Genomic DNA, 17,103 nt, shown 5'->3' with positions numbered 1-17,103 from the left:
CCTGCGGAAACCGGCGGGGATCAGTCGATGACCGCCGTGGTCAGACGCGAGGTGCAGCACAGCCGATCGCGCGCGTCGAAGATCTCGATTTGCCACACCTGATGGCGACGGCCGACGTGCAGTGCGCGACACACCCCGCGCACCTGGCCATCGAACACCGCGCGCAGATGGTTGGCGTTGATCTCCAGCCCCACCACTTTCTGCTCGCCTTCGCTGCACAGGTAGCCGGCCATCGATCCCATCGACTCCGCCAGCACCACCGATGCCCCGCCGTGCAACAGCCCGAACGGCTGCCGGGTGCGGCCATCGACCGGCATGGTGGCCTCGAGGAAATCGTCGCCCAGCAGGGTAAACTCGATGCCCACATGGCTGACCATGCAGCCGTCGCCGGCGCGGTTCAGCTGCTCCAGCGATGTTTCACGTTTCCACAATTTCACTCAATCATCTCCAGAAGTGCCTGTAATGGGTGGCGCACGCCATTGCCCTCGATGCGTTTCACCTGGCTGCGGCAAGAATAGCCGGTCGCCAGGCAGCGCTGCCGCGGCAAACGCTGCAGCGTCGGATGCCATGATAGCTCATAAATGCCGAGCGAGTTTTGCAGGTTCTTGGCTTCATGGCCGTAAGTGCCCGCCATGCCGCAGCAGCCGACGCTGACGTTCTCCAGTTTGGCGCCGAAGCGGGCGAAGATCGCCGCCCACTGTTGGCCGCTGGCCGGCAGCGCGGTGGTTTCGGTGCAGTGGCCGAACAGATACCACGGCTCGCCGGTCGCCGGCTGTTCGGCGCGATCCGCAATCCGCTGCTGCAGCCATTCATGCACCAACTGCACCTGGAAATCGCCGCGTTCGGCGCCGAGGATCTCGCGGTATTCGTCGCGGTAGCACAGCACCAGCGCCGGATCGACGCCCACCAGCGGCATGCCGAGCTGCGCCACGCGGTTGAGGAAATCGGCGGTTTTGCGCGCGGTGCGGGCAAAGCGCGTCAGGAAACCTTTCACATGCTGCGCCTTGCCGTTCGGCGAGAACGGCAGCAGCACCGGTTTATAGCCGAGCTTCTCCACCAGCCGGACAAAGTCCGCCACCACTTTGGCGTCGTAATAGCTGGTGAACGGATCCTGGACGATCAGCACGTGTTCTGCGCGCTGCTCGGCGCTCAGCCCTTCCAGCTGCTCCAGCGTCAGCGTGGTCGCGCGATGGCCGGACAGCTGCTGACGCAGCGTCGGGCTGGACAGCAGCGGCAGATCGACCATGCCGATGGCGTTGCGGCTCATCTCCCGCAGCCACGGCTGGCGGAAGAAGAAGTTGAACACCTTCGGCGCGCGGGCCATCAACGGGGTATAGCTCTCCACGCCGGCGACCATGTAGTCGCTTACCGGGCGCAGATAGCGGGTGTGGTAGAGCTGCAGGAAGCGCGAACGGAATCCCGGCACGTCAATCTTGATCGGGCACTGGGTGGAGCAGGCCTTGCAGGCCAGGCAACCGGACATCGCCTCTTTCACTTCGTGCGAGAAATCATACTCGCCCTTGCCGGCATGCCAGCTGTTGCGGGTCTTTTCGATCAAACCGCGCAGGCTGACTCGCTGCTGCGGCAACTGTTTTTCCAGCGCCAAAGGATCGACGCCCTGCTCGGCCAACAGACGCAGCCACTCGCGCACCAGCGTCGCCCGCCCTTTCGGTGAATGAATGCGGTTGCCGCTGATCTTCATCGACGGGCACATCGGGCTGCGCACGTCGAAGTTGAAGCACAGGCCGTTGCCGTTACACTCCAGCGCGCCGCGGAATGAGGTGCGCACCTCGACCGGGATCTGGCGATCGAAGGTGCCGCGTTTGACCGCGTCCACCTGCATCATCGGCGCATCCACCGCCAGCGGCGAACAGATCTTGCCCGGGTTCAGGCGGTTATCGGGATCGAATGCCGCCTTGATGCGGCGCAGCTCTTCATACAACGTTTCGCCGAAGAACTCAGGGCTGTATTCCGCGCGGAACCCCTTGCCGTGCTCCCCCCACAGCAGGCCGCCGTATTTGGCGGTCAGCGCCACCACCCGATCGGAGATTTGCTTCATCAGCACCTCCTGCTGCGGGTCGCACATGTCCAGCGCCGGGCGCACGTGCAGCACCCCGGCGTCGACGTGGCCGAACATGCCGTAGCTCAGGTGGTGGTCGTCGAGCAGTTGACGGAATTCGACGATATAGTCCGCCAGGTGTTGCGGCGGCACGCAGGTGTCCTCGGCGAACGGAATCGGTTTGGCGCGCCCTTTGGCGTTGCCCAGCAGCCCGACCGCCTTCTTGCGCATGTTGTAAATGCGCTCGATGCCCGCCAGATCGCCGCAGATTTGGTAACCGATCACGCCGCCCTGCCGTTGCGCGATCAGTTCGTCCAGCCGTTGGCAAAGGGATTCCATCTGGCCGTCGATCAGCGCCCGATCGTCGCCGGCGAACTCGACGATGTTCAGCCCGAGCATCTCTTTATCCGGCACGTCGGCGATCAGTTCGTTCACCGAGTGCCAAACGATGTCTTCACGCGCCAGGTTCAGCACCTTGGAATCGATGGTTTCCACCGACAGCGCCTTGGCTTCGACCATAAAGGGCGCATTGCGCAGCGCCGAGTCGAAGGAGTCGTATTTTACGTTAACCAAACGGCGCACTTTCGGCAGCGGCGTGATGTCCAGCCGCGCCTCGGTGATAAACGCCAGCGTGCCTTCGGCGCCGGTCAGGATGCGCGTCAGATCGAAGGTTTGCAGATCGTCGCTCAGCACATGGCGCAGATCGTAACCGGTGAGGAAGCGGTTGAGCTTGGGGAATTTCTCCAGGATCAGCGCACGCTGCTCGCGGCAGCGGCTCAGCACCGTGCGGTAGATGCGTCCTTCAGCGGTCTCTTCCAGAGCAATCGTTTCCGCCAGCGCCGTCGGCATGGCGCGGGTATCGATCATCTCACCGCCCAGCAGCACCGCCCGCAGGCCCAATACGTGGTCGGAGGTTTTGCCGTACACCAGCGAGCCCTGGCCGGAGGCGTCGGTGTTGATCATGCCGCCCAGCGTGGCGCGGTTGCTGGTGGACAGTTCCGGCGAGAAGAAGTAGCCGAACGGCCGCAGATATTGATTCAGCTGATCCTTGATCACCCCGGCTTCGACTTTTACCCAGCCTTGTTCGACGTTGATCTCCAGAATGCGGTTCATATGGCGCGACATATCGACCACGATGCCGGTATTGAGCGACTGGCCGTTGGTGCCGGTGCCGCCGCCGCGCGGGCTGAAGGTCAGCGTCTTGAATCGCTCTTCCCCGGCCAGACGGGCGATCAGCGCCACGTCGGCGGTGGAACGGGGGAACACCACCGCATCGGGCAACAGCTGATAGATGCTGTTGTCGGTGGCCATCGTCAGCCGGTCAGCGTAGCTGATGGCGGTGTCGCCGTTGAATCCGTTTTGCTTCAGTGCTTCCAAAAAGTCGAGCACCCGTTGAACGAGGCCGGGCGCCTGAGAAATCTGTGGGATCATTCGCTTTTTGACCCTGTCCGTCTATTTTTTATGCGCTGATGTACGCTGAATCGGGCCTTTAATTCAGACCCACCCTATTTTTTAGTGACACTAAAAACTAACATACTCGTTTAGTGAAGGCATTCACATTATTACCGCCCTGCGAGCGCCGCCACAGGCGGCCGCCCGGCGGTGAGAAACCGACCGACAGGCACCCCGATTCGCCGGTGCCAGGGATTTAATTGACCAGGATGAGAAGCCACTGATGCCACTCCCGCAATCGCGTTACGACTTACCGCGAATTATTTTCGGCGTGCTGTTTATCGCCATCATGATCGTCGCCTGTTTTTGGGTGATCCAACCGTTTATTCTCGGCTTCGCCTGGGCGGGCATGGTGGTGATCGCCACCTGGCCGCTGCTGCTCAAACTGCAAAAACTGCTGTGGGGCCGCCGTTCGCTGGCGGTGTTGGTCATGACCCTGCTGCTGATCCTGCTGTTCATTCTGCCAATCTCCCTGCTGATCAGCAGCGTGGTAGATAACAGCGCGCCGCTGATCGCCTGGGCCAGTTCACCGGGCAAGCTGCACATTCCCGACCTCGCCTGGCTGCAGTCCGTGCCGATGATCGGCGACAGGCTCTACACCAGCTACCACACGCTGGTTAACGCCGGCGGCGCCGCGCTGCTGGCGAAGGTGCAGCCGTACTTCGGCCAGACCGCCACCTGGTTCGTGGCACAGGCGGCGCATATCGGCCGTCTGCTGCTGCACTGCGCGCTGATGTTGCTGTTCAGCGCATTGCTGTATGCGCGCGGCGAGCAGGTGGCACTGGGTATCCGCCACTTTGCGGTGCGCCTCGGTTCTGCGCGCGGCGATGCGGCGGTGCTGTTGGGCGGCCAGGCGATCCGCGCCGTTGCGCTGGGCGTGGTGGTGACGGCGCTGGTGCAGTCGGTGCTGGGTGGTATCGGTCTGGCGGTGAGCGGCATTCCGGCCGCCACCCTGTTGACGATGCTGATCTTTATCTGCTGCGTGGCGCAATTGGGGCCGCTGTTGGTGCTGGTGCCGGCCATCATCTGGCTGTACTGGCATGGCGATACCACCTGGGGCACCGTGCTGCTGGTCTGGAGCTGCGTGGTAGCCACGCTGGATAACGTGCTGCGCCCGGTGCTGATCCGCATGGGCGCCGATCTGCCGCTGCTGCTGATCCTGTCCGGCGTTATCGGCGGTTTGCTGGCCTTCGGTATGATTGGCCTGTTCATCGGCCCGGTGGTGTTGGCGGTATCTTATCGCCTGCTGACCGCCTGGATGAATGAAGCGCCGGAGCCGACCACCGCGCCGGAGCAAGTCATCGAAGATCTGGAAAAACGCTAATCCCCCCTTCCGCCCGCATCGTCGGGCGGAATATTTCGCCCCGTCATTATTCCTACCTCATTCGAGTAATATCTACGCCAAATATAATGCCGCCATATATTGATTGGGGCTCGGCGAATGAAAGGTGCAATGTAAATCCCTGTGTATTGCAAGCGGTAAAAAGAGATAACGCCCGCAAATAAAATGTGATGCCGCTATCGATTAGGATGATTCTTAATGACTAGTCGCGTTCAAAAATCTAGTATTATGGCCATCTATTGCTTCAAATCACTGATTTTAAAGCAACCTTTCTGAACTATGTAATGCCATACATGTGAATTGCTGTGTGTAGTCTTTGCCCATCTCCTACGGTGGGCTTTTTTTTATTCTTTTTTCGCCAAATTGATTATTTTACGCGCCGTTATTTACATTCAGAAATAAAAAGGCCGCAGCGTAAACTGCGGCCTGGCGTTAATGCCTTAGCGATGCCGAGACATTATTTCTTTTTCGACAAATTGATCCAGGTCTGCACCACGGTGTCCGGATTGAGCGACAGGCTGTCGATGCCCTGCTCCATCAGCCACTCGGCGAAGTCTTCGTGGTCGGACGGGCCCTGGCCGCAGATGCCGACGTATTTGCCGTGGCGCTTGGCCGCCTGAATCGCCATCGACAGCAGCGCTTTCACCGCCTCGTTGCGTTCGTCGAACAGCTCCGACACCACGCCGGAATCGCGATCCAGCCCCAGCGCCAGCTGGGTCATGTCGTTGGAACCGATAGAGAAGCCGTCGAAGTGCTCGAGGAACTGATCCGCCAACAGCGCATTGGACGGGATCTCGCACATCATGATCACTTTCAGCCCGTTTTCGCCGCGCTTCAGCCCCTGACGCGCCAGCTCGGCCACCACCGCTTCCGCCTGCGCCACGGTGCGCACGAACGGCACCATGATTTCGACGTTGGTCAGCCCCATTTCGTTACGCACGCGTTTCACCGCCTCGCACTCCAGCGCGAAGCAATCGCGGAAGCTGTCGGCCACGTAACGGCCGGCGCCACGGAAGCCCAGCATCGGGTTCTCTTCGTGCGGTTCATACTTGTCACCGCCCACCAGGTTGGCGTACTCGTTGGATTTGAAGTCGGACAGACGCACGATCACGCGCTTCGGCCAGAACGCGGCGCCCAGCGTCGCAATGCCTTCGGTCAGGCGGCCGACGTAGAACTCGACCGGATGATCGTAACCCTGCATCAGCGCGCGAATTTCGTTTTGCAGCGCCGGCGTCTGCTGGTCAAACTCCAGCAGCGCGCGTGGGTGCACGCCGATCATGCGGTTGATGATAAATTCCAGCCGCGCCAGGCCCACGCCTTCATTCGGCAAACGCGCGAAGTCGAAGGCGCGATCCGGGTTGCCGACGTTCATCATGATCTTCAGCGGCAGATCCGGCAGCTCGGTCACTTCGGAGCTCTGCACGCTAAAGTCCAGCATATCGCTGTAAACGAAGCCGGTGTCGCCTTCCGCGCAGGAGACGGTGACTTTCTGGCCGTCTTTCAGCACGTCGGTGGCGTGGCCACAGCCCACCACCGCCGGAATGCCCAGCTCACGGGCGATGATCGCCGCGTGACAGGTGCGCCCGCCGCGGTTGGTGACGATCGCGGCGGCTTTCTTCATGATCGGTTCCCAATCCGGGTCGGTCATGTCGGTGACCAGCACGTCGCCCGGCTGGATGCGATCCATTTCGCTGATGTCGTGGATCACTTTCACCGGGCCGGCGCCGATGCGGTGGCCGATGGCGCGGCCTTCCACCAGCACCGGGCTGGAACCGTTCAGCTGGTAGCGCTCCATGGTCTGCTCGTTGGAGCGCACGGTCTCCGGGCGCGCCTGCACGATCAGCAGCTTGCCGGTATGGCCGTCTTTCGCCCACTCGATATCCATCGGGCGGCCGTAATGTTTTTCGATCAGGATCGCCTGCTGCGCCAGCGCCTGCACTTCGTCATCCGTCAGCGAGAAACGGCTGCGCTGCGCTTCCGGCACGTCTTCGATACGCACCTGCTTGCCGTGATCCTGCGACGGTGCGTACACCATGCGGATCTTTTTCGAGCCCAGGTTGCGGCGCACGATCGCCGGCTTGCCGTTTTGCAGCGTCGGTTTGTGCACGTAGAACTCATCCGGGTTCACCGCGCCCTGCACCACCATTTCGCCCAGGCCGAAGGCGGAGGTGATGAACACCACCTGATCAAAGCCGGACTCGGTGTCGATGGTGAACATCACGCCCGAGGAGGCCAGATCGGAGCGCACCATGCGCTGTACGCCCGCCGACAGCGCCACGCCGCGGTGGTCATAGCCCTGATGCACGCGATACGAGATGGCGCGGTCGTTGAACAGCGACGCGAACACGTGCTTGATCGCCACCATCACGGCGTCGATGCCCTGCACGTTGAGGAAGGTTTCCTGCTGGCCGGCAAAGGACGCGTCCGGCATGTCTTCCGCCGTGGCGGAGGAGCGCACCGCAAAGGAGGCTTCCGGCTCGCCGTCGGCGAGCTGTTGGTAAGCCTGATGAATTTCACGTTCGAACTCAGCGTGGAACGGCGTGTCGATCACCCATTGGCGGATCTGGGCGCCGGCCTTGGCCAGTTGTACAACGTCGTCAACGTCGGTCTGATCCAGTAGCTGATAGATGCGCTGGTTAACACCGCTTTGTTCGAGGAAATCGTTAAACGCCTGTGCGGTGGTGGCAAAACCGTTTGGCACGGCCACGCCCAAATCGGAAAGATTGGTGATCATTTCACCGAGGGAGGCGTTTTTGCCGCCGACACGGTCAACGTCGTGCATGCCAAGCTGGTTGTACCAAAGCACATTACGCAAGTCTGGGCCATTGTTGGACATCGAGACAATCCTTATTGCTATCAGTAGGGTAAAGACGGATTTAATTCGCTTGCTTTACGGCGCCGCTAACACGGAACCGAATCAGACTAGCACACTGATCTGGGGAAAATGGAAAGGTGAATCGATCAACCCACTGAAGAAAGTGGTTTTTAAGAGAATGTCCTAACCGGCTGATTTGCCTGGGAACCGTTCCCAATCGCACGAAAAGCTTAGTTCTCAACAAATTACGTTCTTTTTAAACTTCTGTTTTAATGACCACGCAAACGCTACCGTTTTTGGTGAAAATAGCGGCAAACTTGCGTTTCGGATCGAAAAGCGTCGCTGCGCCACGATTTTTACCGTCGTCAAAGTGCGCTTTTCTTCACGCGCCGCCGCAAGGCGGTTTACCGCCCCGCCGTCACAATTTTTTCCCTCGCCCCTTTACCGGCGAATCGTCTGCGGCTCATGATATTGGCAGTGATGACAGCAGGAACACCGTTCTCAGGTAAGGAGCCTCGGGTGGAAAGAAGCGTTTTTTATATTTCGGATGGTACGGCGATCACCGCCGAAGTGCTGGGGCACGCGGTGCTGTCGCAGTTCCCGGTCACGGCAACCACGTACACCTTGCCGTTTGTCGAAACCGAGGCCCGCGCACGCGCAGTTCGCCAACAAATCGATGATATCTATAATGAAACCGGCGTGCGGCCGCTGGTGTTTTACTCCATCATCTCGCCGGAAGTGCGCGATGTGATCGTCCAGAGCCAGGGCTTCTGCCAGGATATCGTGCAGGCGCTGGTCGGCCCGCTGCAGGGCGAGCTGGACGTGGAACCGACGCCGGTGCCGAACCGCACCCATGGCCTGACCGCCAGCAACCTCGGCAAGTACGATGCCCGCATCGCCGCCATCGACTATACCCTGGCGCACGATGACGGCATTTCGCTGCGCAACCTCGATCAGGCGCAGGTGATCCTGCTCGGCGTGTCGCGCTGCGGCAAAACCCCCACCAGCCTTTATCTGGCGATGCAGTTCGGCATCCGCGCCGCCAACTATCCGTTTATCGCCGACGATATGGACAATTTGCACCTGCCGGCTTCGCTGAAACCGTTTCAGCATAAATTATTCGGCCTGACCATCGATCCGGAGCGCCTGGCGGCGATCCGCGAAGAGCGGCGCGAAAACAGCCGCTACGCCTCATTGCGCCAGTGCCGCATGGAGATCGCCGAGGTCGAGGCGCTGTTCCGCAAAAACCAGATCCGCTATCTCAATACCACCAACTATTCGGTCGAAGAGATCTCCACCAAAATCCTCGATATCCTCGGCATGAGCCGCCGCATGTTCTGATCTTTTCCTCGCGGGGCCGTCGCGCCCCGCCGCCTGCCGTTTATTTCAGCAGCAGCTGATTTTTTTGTGCTTTTTTTCGCGGCTTTGATCAACAGAACGCAATCTCTACGGTTGAATTCAGCGCTTTTTGCGTTATTGTGATCGCCATCACTTCCCGGCACTCCTGCCGCAGAGAAGAACAGTTTCCAGGGAACAACATGTACAAAACAGATGAACTGCGGACCGCGCGCATCGACAGCCTCGTCACGCCGCAAGCGTTGGCAGACAAGCTGCCGATCTCGGCGGCCGTCGCCGATAACGTGACAGCGTCACGAAAACGCATTGAAAAAATCCTCACCGGTGAAGACCGCCGCTTGTTGGTGGTGATCGGCCCCTGCTCCATCCACGATCTCGACGCCGCCGTCGATTACGCCGGCCGGCTGAACGCCCTGCGCGAGCGCTACCAGGATCGTCTGGAAATCGTGATGCGCACCTACTTCGAAAAACCGCGCACCGTCGTCGGCTGGAAAGGCCTGATCTCCGATCCGGCGCTGGACGGCACCTTCCAGGTCAACCGCGGCATCGAAATGGCGCGCCGCCTGCTGCTGGAAGTGAACCAGCTCGGCCTGCCGACCGCCACCGAATTCCTGGACATGGTGGTCGGCCAATACATCGCCGATCTGATCAGCTGGGGTGCCATCGGCGCGCGCACCACCGAAAGCCAGATCCACCGTGAAATGGCCTCGGCGCTCTCCTGCCCGGTCGGCTTCAAAAACGGCACCGACGGCAACACCCGCATCGCCATCGACGCCATTCGTGCGGCGCGTGCCGGGCACATGTTCCTGTCGCCGGACAAACATGGCCAGATGACCATCTACCAGACCAGCGGCAATCCGTATGGCCACATCATCATGCGCGGTGGCAAAACGCCGAACTACCACGCCAGCGACATCGCTACCGCCTGCGACAGCCTGCGCGAGTTCGATCTGCCGGAGCACCTGGTGATCGACTTCAGCCACGGCAACTGCCAGAAGATGCACCGCCGCCAGCTGGAAGTGGCCGACAACGTCTGCCAGCAGATCCGCGCCGGCTCCGCCGCCATCACCGGCGTGATGGCGGAAAGCTTCCTGGTGGAAGGCACGCAGAAAATCGTCGCCGGCCAGCCGCTGACCTATGGCCAGTCGATCACCGATCCTTGCCTGAGCTGGTCCGACAGCGAGCAGCTGCTGGCGATGCTGGCGGATGCGGTCGATAGCCGTTTCTGACGCAACCTAGGCCGGGGCTTCGCCCCGGCTTTATCCCTCCCACCCCGCTCATCTATACTGATTACAACCTCTTTGCACCCGCCGAAACGCACCTGGAGCCCCGGCATGATTCACTCTCTGTTATCCATCCCCTGCGTCACGCTGCAGGGCGAGCAAAAAACGCTGGGCGATTTCCCGGCGCGCGCTTACCTGGTGGTCAACACCGCCAGCAAGTGCGGCTTCACCCCGCAATACCGCGGGCTGGAAAATTTGTGGCAATACTATCGCGAACGCGGCCTGGTGGTGCTCGGCTTCCCCTGCAACCAGTTTGGTTCTCAGGAGCCGGGCAGCCCGCTTGAGATCGCCAACTTTTGCAGCCTCAACTACGGCGTCAGTTTCCCGCTGTTCAGCAAGATAGACGTTAACGGCCCCGGCGCGCACCCGCTGTTCAATGAGCTGAAACGCCTGGCGCCCGGCATTTTGGGTAGCCGCCGCATCAAGTGGAATTTCACCAAGTTCCTGCTCACCGCCGACGGCCAGCGCGTCACACGCTTTGCACCGATCACCAAGCCCGAACGTCTGTTTGACCGCATCGAAACCCTGCTGAAATAACGCCCCTTTTTTACGGGCCGAGTGCGCTTGGCCCGCCGCCGGATGTCCATTCGACAAAAAGGTTCCATCGGTAAGAAAATTTTCCTTGATGTAACCTTTCCTTCACATGATAATGATTCTCAATTTGATATTAATTACCATTTAATGATCTGTTTTATAAGCACAATGATGATGGATACTGCCAACACGCCTACTCCCGCCGCCGCGGCCCCGACCGAGCACAGCGCAAACGCGCCGCCCAGCTACGACAGCGCACAGCTGCTCGGCGCCGACGGCATCGCGTTCATTACCCATCAGGGCCAGCGCTATCAGCTGCGGCAGACCAAAGCCGGGAAATTGATCCTGACCAAATAACCACAGCATCCTCAAACGCCAGCCACCCCGATCTTTTGATCCAGGCAGCCAGCAAATCTATTGATATGTTTTATTACATACGGAGAGTTGCACCATGCCTCTGACATTTTCCACCCGGCTGCGTTTTTCCGCTTTGAGTCTGGCGATTGCCTGCGCTCTGCCTACGGTGGCCTTGGCACAAAACACCAGCACAACATCCTCTTCCAACGCGGCAGCGGCCAAAAAAGCCAAAGCCGCCGACGAGACCATGACCGTGGTCGCCACCGGCAACCAACGCAGCAGCTTTGAAGCGCCGATGATGGTCACGGTGATCGAAGGCAACTCGCCGGAAAGCCAGACCGCCACCTCGGCCGCCGATATGCTGCGCCGCGTGCCGGGCATCACCGTCAACGGCACCGGGCGCAGCAACGGTCAGGACGTAACGATGCGCGGCTACGGCAAAAACGGCGTGCTGACGCTGGTCGACGGCATCCGCCAGGGTACCGATACCGGTCACATCGGCGGCACCTTCCTCGATCCGGCGCTGGTCAAGCGCATTGAAATCGTGCGTGGCCCCTCTGCGTTGCTGTACGGCAGCGGCGCACTGGGCGGCGTCATCGCCTACGAGACCGTCGATGCCGCCGATCTGCTGCTGCCGGGCCACGATACCGGGTTCCGCGTCTATGGGTCCGCCGGCACCGGCGATCACAGCCTGGGCATGGGCGCCAGCGCTTACGGCAAGACCGATAACCTCGACGGCCTGCTGTCGTTCGGCACCCGCGACGTCGGCAATCTGCGTCAGGGCAACGGCTTCGATGCGCCAAACGACGAAACCATCAGCAACGTGCTGGCCAAAGGCACCTGGAAAATCGACGACAATCAGTCATTGAGCGGCGCTCTGCGTTACTACAACAACAGCGCCCAGGAGCCGAAAAACCCGCAGACGCCGGGCATCTCGAGCAGCAACCCGATGACCAACCGCTCCACCATCCAGCGCGATGCCGCTCTGAGCTATAAGCTCAAGCCGGTCGGCCAGGATTGGCTGGACGCCACCTTGAAACTGTATACCTCGGAAGTCAAAATCAATGCGCACAACGCCGGTGCGACCGACGAATTCCGCAAGCAGACCACCAACGGCGGCAAGTTGGAAAACCGCACGCGTCTGTTCGCCGACAGCTTTGCGTCACACCTGCTGACCTACGGCTCCGAGGTCTATGAACAGAAACAGCAGCCGGGCGGCGCCACCACCAGCTTCCCGCAGGCCAAGATCAACTTCGCCTCCGGCTGGCTGCAGGATGAAATTACGCTGCGCGATCTGCCCATCACGCTGCTCGCCGGCACCCGCTATGACAATTACAAAGGTTCAAGCGACGGTTATGCCGATGTCAATGCTGACAAGTGGTCGTCACGCGGCGCAGTCAGCATTACCCCCACCGATTGGTTGATGCTGTTCGGCTCCTACTCTCAGGCGTTCCGCGCGCCGACGATGGGTGAGATGTACAACGACTCCAAACACTTTTCGATACCCATGGGGCCTACCACCCTCACCAACTATTGGGTGCCTAACCCAAATTTGAAACCAGAAACCAACGAAACCCAAGAGTACGGATTTGGTCTGCGTTTCGATGATTTGATGCTGGCCGATGATAGCCTGCAGTTCAAAGCCAGCTACTTCGATACCAAGGCTAAGGATTACATCACTCCCGATTACACCATGGAGATAGGGCGTGGGCCACGCGGGCCTTACTGCATCAGCTGCACCACATTTTCAACCAACGTCGATCGCGCCAAGATCTGGGGATGGGACACGGCACTCAGTTATAAAACACCGTGGTTTGGCTGGGACTTGGCCTATAACCGCACCCGTGGCAAAAATGAAGCGACCGGTGAATGGCTGGCCGACATCAACCCGGATACCGTCACCAGCTCGCTGGACGTGCCACTGGGCGAAACCGGTCTGTCCGTCGGCTGGGTCGCCACCTTCGCCGAGCGCGCCAAGCGAGTGCCCGCCACCTACTCGGAACAAGGCGGATACGGCGTCAACGACTTCTATCTGAGCTATAAGGGCCGCGATCGTCTGCAGGGCGTGACCACCACCGTAGTGCTGGGCAACGCCTTCGACAAAGAATATTACTCGCCGCCGGGCATCCCGCAGGATGGCCGCAACGCCAAACTGCTGGTCAGCTACCAGTGGTAATCATTTGACTATCTGGCGGACAACCCGGTTGTCCGCCGTTCGCATCACAGCGCAGGAGAATCCCGCATGAGCAACACCCTATACGAACGCTACCAACAGGCTAAAATCGATCACCCCGGCAAGTACGCCCGCGATCTGGCGGCGATCCTTGGCGTCAGCGAAGCGGAGCTGACGCACGCCCGCGTCGGCCACGACACTCGCCGCCTGCAGGCCGATGCGCGCACCCTGCTGACCGAGCTTGAGCAGATCGGCGTCACCAAGTCCATCACCCGCAACAGCTATGCGGTGCATGAGCAGATGGGCCGCTACCGCAACCAGCACCTCAACGGCCACGCCGGGCTGATCCTCAACCCGCGCGAGCTGGATCTGCGCCTGTTCCTCAACCACTGGACCAGCGTTTTCGCCATGAGCGAAACCAACAAGCGCGGCGTGCGCCACAGCATCCAGTTCTTCGACCAACAGGGCGATGCACTGCACAAGGTCTACACCACCGAAGAGACCGATCTGCCGGCCTGGATGGCACTGGTGGAACGCCATCTGAGCGAAGAAAACCCGGCGCTGGCGCTGCAGCCCACCGAGGCGAGCACCGCGGATGAAACGACGCAGGATCATGCCAAAATCGACGGTGAATGGCGCGCGATGACCGACGTTCACCAGTTCTTCCAGCTGCTGAGCCGCAACAAACTGACGCGCCAGCAGGCGTTCCGCGCCGTCGGCGACGATCTGGCCTATCAGGTGGACAACAGCGCGCTGTCGCAGCTGCTGGAAGCGGCGCAGCAGCAGCAAAACGAGATCATGATCTTCGTCGGCAACCGCGGCTGCGTGCAGATCTTCACCGGCCAGATCGAACGTTTGATGCCGCAGGAAGGCTGGATCAACGTGTTCAACCGCCGCTTCACGCTGCATCTGATCGAAGACGCCATCGCCGAAAGCTGGATCACCCGCAAGCCGACCAAGGACGGCATCGTCACCAGCCTGGAGCTGTTCGCCGCCGACGGCACGCAGATTGCGCAGCTGTATGGCCAGCGTACCGAAGGGCAGCCGGAACAAACCCAGTGGCGCGAGCAGGTTGCCGCGCTCGCCGCCAAGGACATCGCCGCATGAAATCTTCCTTGATCCGCCGCCTGGCGTTGATGATGGCGCTGGCGCTGCCGCTCACCGCTGCGGCGGCGCAGCGCATCGTCTCGATCGGCGGCGACGTGACGGAAATCGCCTTCGCACTGGGCGCCGGCGACGAGGTGATCGCCCGCGACAGCACCAGTCTGCACCCGGAAGCGGTGAAAAAGCTGCCGGACGTCGGCTATATGCGCCAGCTGAATGCCGAAGGCATTTTGGCGCTGAAGCCGACGCTGGTGCTGACGACCGAGCTGGCACAGCCGGCGCTGGTGCTCAAACAGCTGGCGGACAGCGGCGTCAACGTGGTCAGCGTACCGGGTGACACCACCCTGCAGGCGGTGCCGCAGAAAATCGCTACGATTGCCGCCGCGCTGCAGCGCGTTGAGCAAGGCAAACAGCTGAGCGAGCGCTATCGACAACAGCTGGCGGCGGTCGATACCTCCCCGCTGCCGGTCAAGGTGCTGTTCGTGATGAGCCACGGCGGCATCACGCCGATGGCCGCCGGGCAACACACCGCCGCCGACGCGGTGATTGCCGCCGCCGGATTGAAAAACGCCATGCAGGGTTTTGACCGCTACCGTCCGCTGTCGCAGGAAGGCGTCATCGCCAGCGCGCCGGATCTGTTGCTGGTCACCACCGACGGCGTGCGCACCCTCGGCGGCGAACAGCAGCTGTGGACGCTGCCGGGCCTGGCGTTGACGCCGGCAGGCAAGCAGCGCCGCGTACTGATCGTCGATGACATGGCGCTGCTGGGCTTCGGTCTGGAAACGCCGGCGGCGCTGGCCAAACTGCGCCACGCGGCGGAGCAAAAGTAATGCGCTGTCGCACCTCGCCTCAGTTGGCCATCATCGGTCTGCTGGTGTTGCTGACGCTGCTGGCGCTGGTCGCCGCCAACCTGGGCGCGCTGACGCTGTCGTTTCGCACCCTGTGGCGCGAACCTTTCAGCGACGCCGCCTGGCACATCTGGTTGAACATCCGCCTGCCGCGCGTGCTGCTGGCGGTGGTGATCGGCTGCGCGCTGGCGGTATCCGGCGCGGTGATGCAGGGGCTGTTCCGCAACCCGCTGGCGGATCCGAGCCTGCTGGGCATCAGCAGCGGGGGCGCGCTGTTTGTCGCCCTGTTCATCGTGATGCCGCTGGCGTTGCCGGTGACGATCGCGCTGTACGGCCATATGCTGGCGGCGTTCCTCGGCAGCCTGCTGGTGTCGCTGTTGATCTACGGCATCAGCCGCAGCGGGCACGGCAATCTGTCGCGGCTGCTGCTGGCGGGCATCGCCATCAACGCCCTGTGCATGGCGGCCATCGGCGTGCTCTCTTACGTCAGCAGCGATCAACAGCTGCGCCAGTTCTCGCTGTGGATGATGGGCAGCCTCAGCCAGTCACAGTGGCCGACGCTGGCGGTTTCCGCCTCGCTGATCCTGCCAGCCGCGTTGCTGACGCTGCTGCAGGCGCGCCGGTTGAACCTGTTGCAGCTGGGGGACGAAGAGGCCCACTACCTCGGGGTGAACGTCCAGCGCGCCAAGCTGCAGTTGCTGTTGCTGAGCGCCTTGCTGATCGGCGCGGCGGTAGCGATGAGCGGCGTGATCGGCTTCGTCGGTTTGGTGGTGCCGCATCTGGTACGCATGCGCCTCGGCGGCGATCACCGCTGGCTGCTGCCCTGCTCCGCGCTGGGCGGCGCCTGCCTGCTTCTGGTCAGCGATACGCTGGCGCGCACGCTGGTGGCGCCGGCCGAAATGCCGGTAGGGTTGATGACCAGCCTGATCGGCGGTCCTTACTTCTTGTGGCTGGTGATGCGCCAGCGGGAGCGAACCGGTGGATAACGCCGCCTGCCTGACGGCCCGAGAGCTGCGCTACAGCCTCGGTGCGCGCCGCCTGATCAACGACGTATCGCTCAGCCTTGCCGGCGGTGAAATGGTAGCGATTATCGGCCCTAACGGCGCCGGAAAATCGACACTGCTGCGCTTGCTGACCGGCTATTTGACGCCGGACTGCGGCGAATGTCGCCTGCTTGATCGCCCGCTGGAACAGTGGGCGCCGCAGCAGTTGGCCAAAGTCCGAGCCGTGATGCGCCAGTACAGCGATCTGGCGTTTCCGTTCAGCGTGGAGGAAGTGGTCAGCATGGGGCGGGCGCCGCACGGAAAACGCGACGAGCATCAGGCGATCCAACAGGTGATGGCGCAGACCGATTGCCTGGCGCTGGCGCAGCGCGACTACCGCCAACTGTCCGGTGGCGAACAACAGCGGGTGCAGCTGGCTCGGGTGTTGGCGCAGCTGTGGCAACCGCAGCCGTCTCCCGCCTGGCTATTTCTCGACGAGCCGACCTCGGCGCTGGATCTGTACCACCAGCAGCACAGCCTGCGCCTGCTGCGCTCGCTGACGCGCCAACAGCCGCTGGGCGTCTGCTGTGTGCTGCACGACCTCAACCTGGCCGCGCTGTACGCCGATAGGATCCTGCTGCTGCATCAGGGGCGTCTGGTGGCGAGCGGCACGCCGCAGGAGGTGTTGCAGACGGAGATCCTCACCCGCTGGTATCAGGCCGATCTCGGCGTGGTGCATCATCCCGAAGTGTCGCTGCCGCAGGTCTACCTGCGTCAATAACGTCAAGGGCGCCATT

Annotated in this window: 13 protein-coding genes and 1 other RNA gene; 11 read left to right on the top strand and 3 right to left on the bottom strand. The window is 61.4% G+C overall.

Going from position 1 to position 17,103, the window contains the following annotated elements:
- Positions 1-20: 20 nt before the first annotated feature.
- On the bottom strand, positions 21-437 hold the full coding sequence (menI, locus tag C3F38_RS13375) for a 1,4-dihydroxy-2-naphthoyl-CoA hydrolase (protein ID WP_047727660.1): 417 nt from the start codon (positions 435-437) through the stop codon (positions 21-23).
- Positions 434-3,490 (bottom strand): FAD-binding and (Fe-S)-binding domain-containing protein, encoded by a 3,057-nt coding sequence (locus C3F38_RS13370; protein ID WP_055317061.1) that lies wholly within the window; start codon positions 3,488-3,490, stop codon positions 434-436. The genes menI and C3F38_RS13370 overlap by 4 nt, the downstream gene beginning before the upstream one ends.
- Positions 3,491-3,734: 244 nt before the next feature.
- Here C3F38_RS13370 and ydiK point away from each other — a divergent pair, with 244 nt between their 5' ends.
- Together ydiK and rprA are read left to right on the top strand one after the other, a co-directional pair.
- Entirely contained in the window at positions 3,735-4,835 is a 1,101-nt protein-coding gene (gene ydiK / locus C3F38_RS13365) for an AI-2E family transporter YdiK (protein ID WP_055317060.1), read from the top strand.
- Positions 4,836-5,091: 256 nt separating this feature from the next.
- An RNA gene (gene rprA / locus C3F38_RS13360) (antisense sRNA RprA) lies at positions 5,092-5,201 on the top strand.
- A 109-nt stretch (positions 5,202-5,310) separates the two neighbouring features.
- Here rprA and ppsA read toward each other — a convergent pair.
- Positions 5,311-7,689: a phosphoenolpyruvate synthase gene (gene ppsA, locus C3F38_RS13355; protein ID WP_048233560.1), complete on the bottom strand. Its 2,379-nt coding sequence runs from the start codon at positions 7,687-7,689 to the stop codon at positions 5,311-5,313.
- Between the two features lie 459 nt (positions 7,690-8,148).
- Between ppsA and C3F38_RS13345 the strand changes: the two genes are divergently transcribed.
- The 9 genes from C3F38_RS13345 (at position 8,149) to C3F38_RS13305 (ending at position 17,087) form a co-directional block, all read left to right on the top strand.
- Complete coding sequence (locus C3F38_RS13345) at positions 8,149-9,009, top strand: pyruvate, water dikinase regulatory protein (RefSeq protein ID WP_162215433.1); 861 nt, start codon at positions 8,149-8,151, stop codon at positions 9,007-9,009.
- 197 nt (positions 9,010-9,206) lie between these two features.
- Complete coding sequence (locus C3F38_RS13340) at positions 9,207-10,253, top strand: 3-deoxy-7-phosphoheptulonate synthase (protein ID WP_038871025.1); 1,047 nt, start codon at positions 9,207-9,209, stop codon at positions 10,251-10,253.
- Positions 10,254-10,358: 105 nt separating this feature from the next.
- Complete coding sequence (locus C3F38_RS13335; protein WP_038871031.1) at positions 10,359-10,844, top strand: glutathione peroxidase; 486 nt, start codon at positions 10,359-10,361, stop codon at positions 10,842-10,844.
- Positions 10,845-11,015: 171 nt separating this feature from the next.
- Positions 11,016-11,198 (top strand): hemin uptake protein HemP, encoded by a 183-nt coding sequence (gene hemP, locus C3F38_RS13330; protein WP_016927944.1) that lies wholly within the window; start codon positions 11,016-11,018, stop codon positions 11,196-11,198.
- 94 nt (positions 11,199-11,292) lie between these two features.
- Positions 11,293-13,374, top strand: a complete 2,082-nt coding sequence (locus C3F38_RS13325) for a TonB-dependent hemoglobin/transferrin/lactoferrin family receptor (protein WP_103767412.1) — start codon at positions 11,293-11,295, stop codon at positions 13,372-13,374.
- Positions 13,375-13,440: 66 nt separating this feature from the next.
- Entirely contained in the window at positions 13,441-14,478 is a 1,038-nt protein-coding gene (locus C3F38_RS13320; protein WP_055317058.1) for a hemin-degrading factor, read from the top strand.
- Positions 14,475-15,305 carry a hemin ABC transporter substrate-binding protein gene (locus C3F38_RS13315; protein WP_047727666.1) on the top strand — a complete coding sequence of 277 codons (831 nt, stop codon included), beginning with the start codon at positions 14,475-14,477 and terminating at the stop codon, positions 15,303-15,305. Before C3F38_RS13320 ends, C3F38_RS13315 begins: the two co-directional genes overlap by 4 nt.
- Positions 15,305-16,309, top strand: coding sequence for an iron ABC transporter permease (locus C3F38_RS13310; RefSeq protein WP_048233553.1), 1,005 nt, complete (start codon positions 15,305-15,307; stop codon positions 16,307-16,309). The genes C3F38_RS13315 and C3F38_RS13310 overlap by 1 nt, the downstream gene beginning before the upstream one ends.
- Complete coding sequence (locus C3F38_RS13305) at positions 16,302-17,087, top strand: heme ABC transporter ATP-binding protein (protein WP_038871042.1); 786 nt, start codon at positions 16,302-16,304, stop codon at positions 17,085-17,087. Before C3F38_RS13310 ends, C3F38_RS13305 begins: the two co-directional genes overlap by 8 nt.
- The last annotated feature ends 16 nt before the right edge of the window (positions 17,088-17,103 follow it).

This window comes from Serratia sp. SSNIH1 (genome assembly GCF_002935055.1).
GTDB lineage: Bacteria > Pseudomonadota > Gammaproteobacteria > Enterobacterales > Enterobacteriaceae > Serratia > Serratia nevei.
Note: the sequence above shows the minus strand (reverse complement) of the source record. Positions and strands in the feature narration are given on the sequence as shown.

Coding starts and splice junctions, on each gene's coding strand:
- C3F38_RS13370 (WP_055317061.1), bottom strand. CDS start 3,490: ATGATCCCACAGATTTCTCAGGCGCCCGGCCTCGTTCAACGGGTGCTC.
- ydiK (WP_055317060.1), top strand. CDS start 3,735: ATGCCACTCCCGCAATCGCGTTACGACTTACCGCGAATTATTTTCGGC.
- ppsA (WP_048233560.1), bottom strand. CDS start 7,689: ATGTCCAACAATGGCCCAGACTTGCGTAATGTGCTTTGGTACAACCAG.
- C3F38_RS13345 (WP_162215433.1), top strand. CDS start 8,149: ATGACAGCAGGAACACCGTTCTCAGGTAAGGAGCCTCGGGTGGAAAGA.
- C3F38_RS13340 (WP_038871025.1), top strand. CDS start 9,207: ATGTACAAAACAGATGAACTGCGGACCGCGCGCATCGACAGCCTCGTC.
- C3F38_RS13335 (WP_038871031.1), top strand. CDS start 10,359: ATGATTCACTCTCTGTTATCCATCCCCTGCGTCACGCTGCAGGGCGAG.
- hemP (WP_016927944.1), top strand. CDS start 11,016: ATGGATACTGCCAACACGCCTACTCCCGCCGCCGCGGCCCCGACCGAG.
- C3F38_RS13325 (WP_103767412.1), top strand. CDS start 11,293: ATGCCTCTGACATTTTCCACCCGGCTGCGTTTTTCCGCTTTGAGTCTG.
- C3F38_RS13320 (WP_055317058.1), top strand. CDS start 13,441: ATGAGCAACACCCTATACGAACGCTACCAACAGGCTAAAATCGATCAC.
- C3F38_RS13315 (WP_047727666.1), top strand. CDS start 14,475: ATGAAATCTTCCTTGATCCGCCGCCTGGCGTTGATGATGGCGCTGGCG.
- C3F38_RS13310 (WP_048233553.1), top strand. CDS start 15,305: ATGCGCTGTCGCACCTCGCCTCAGTTGGCCATCATCGGTCTGCTGGTG.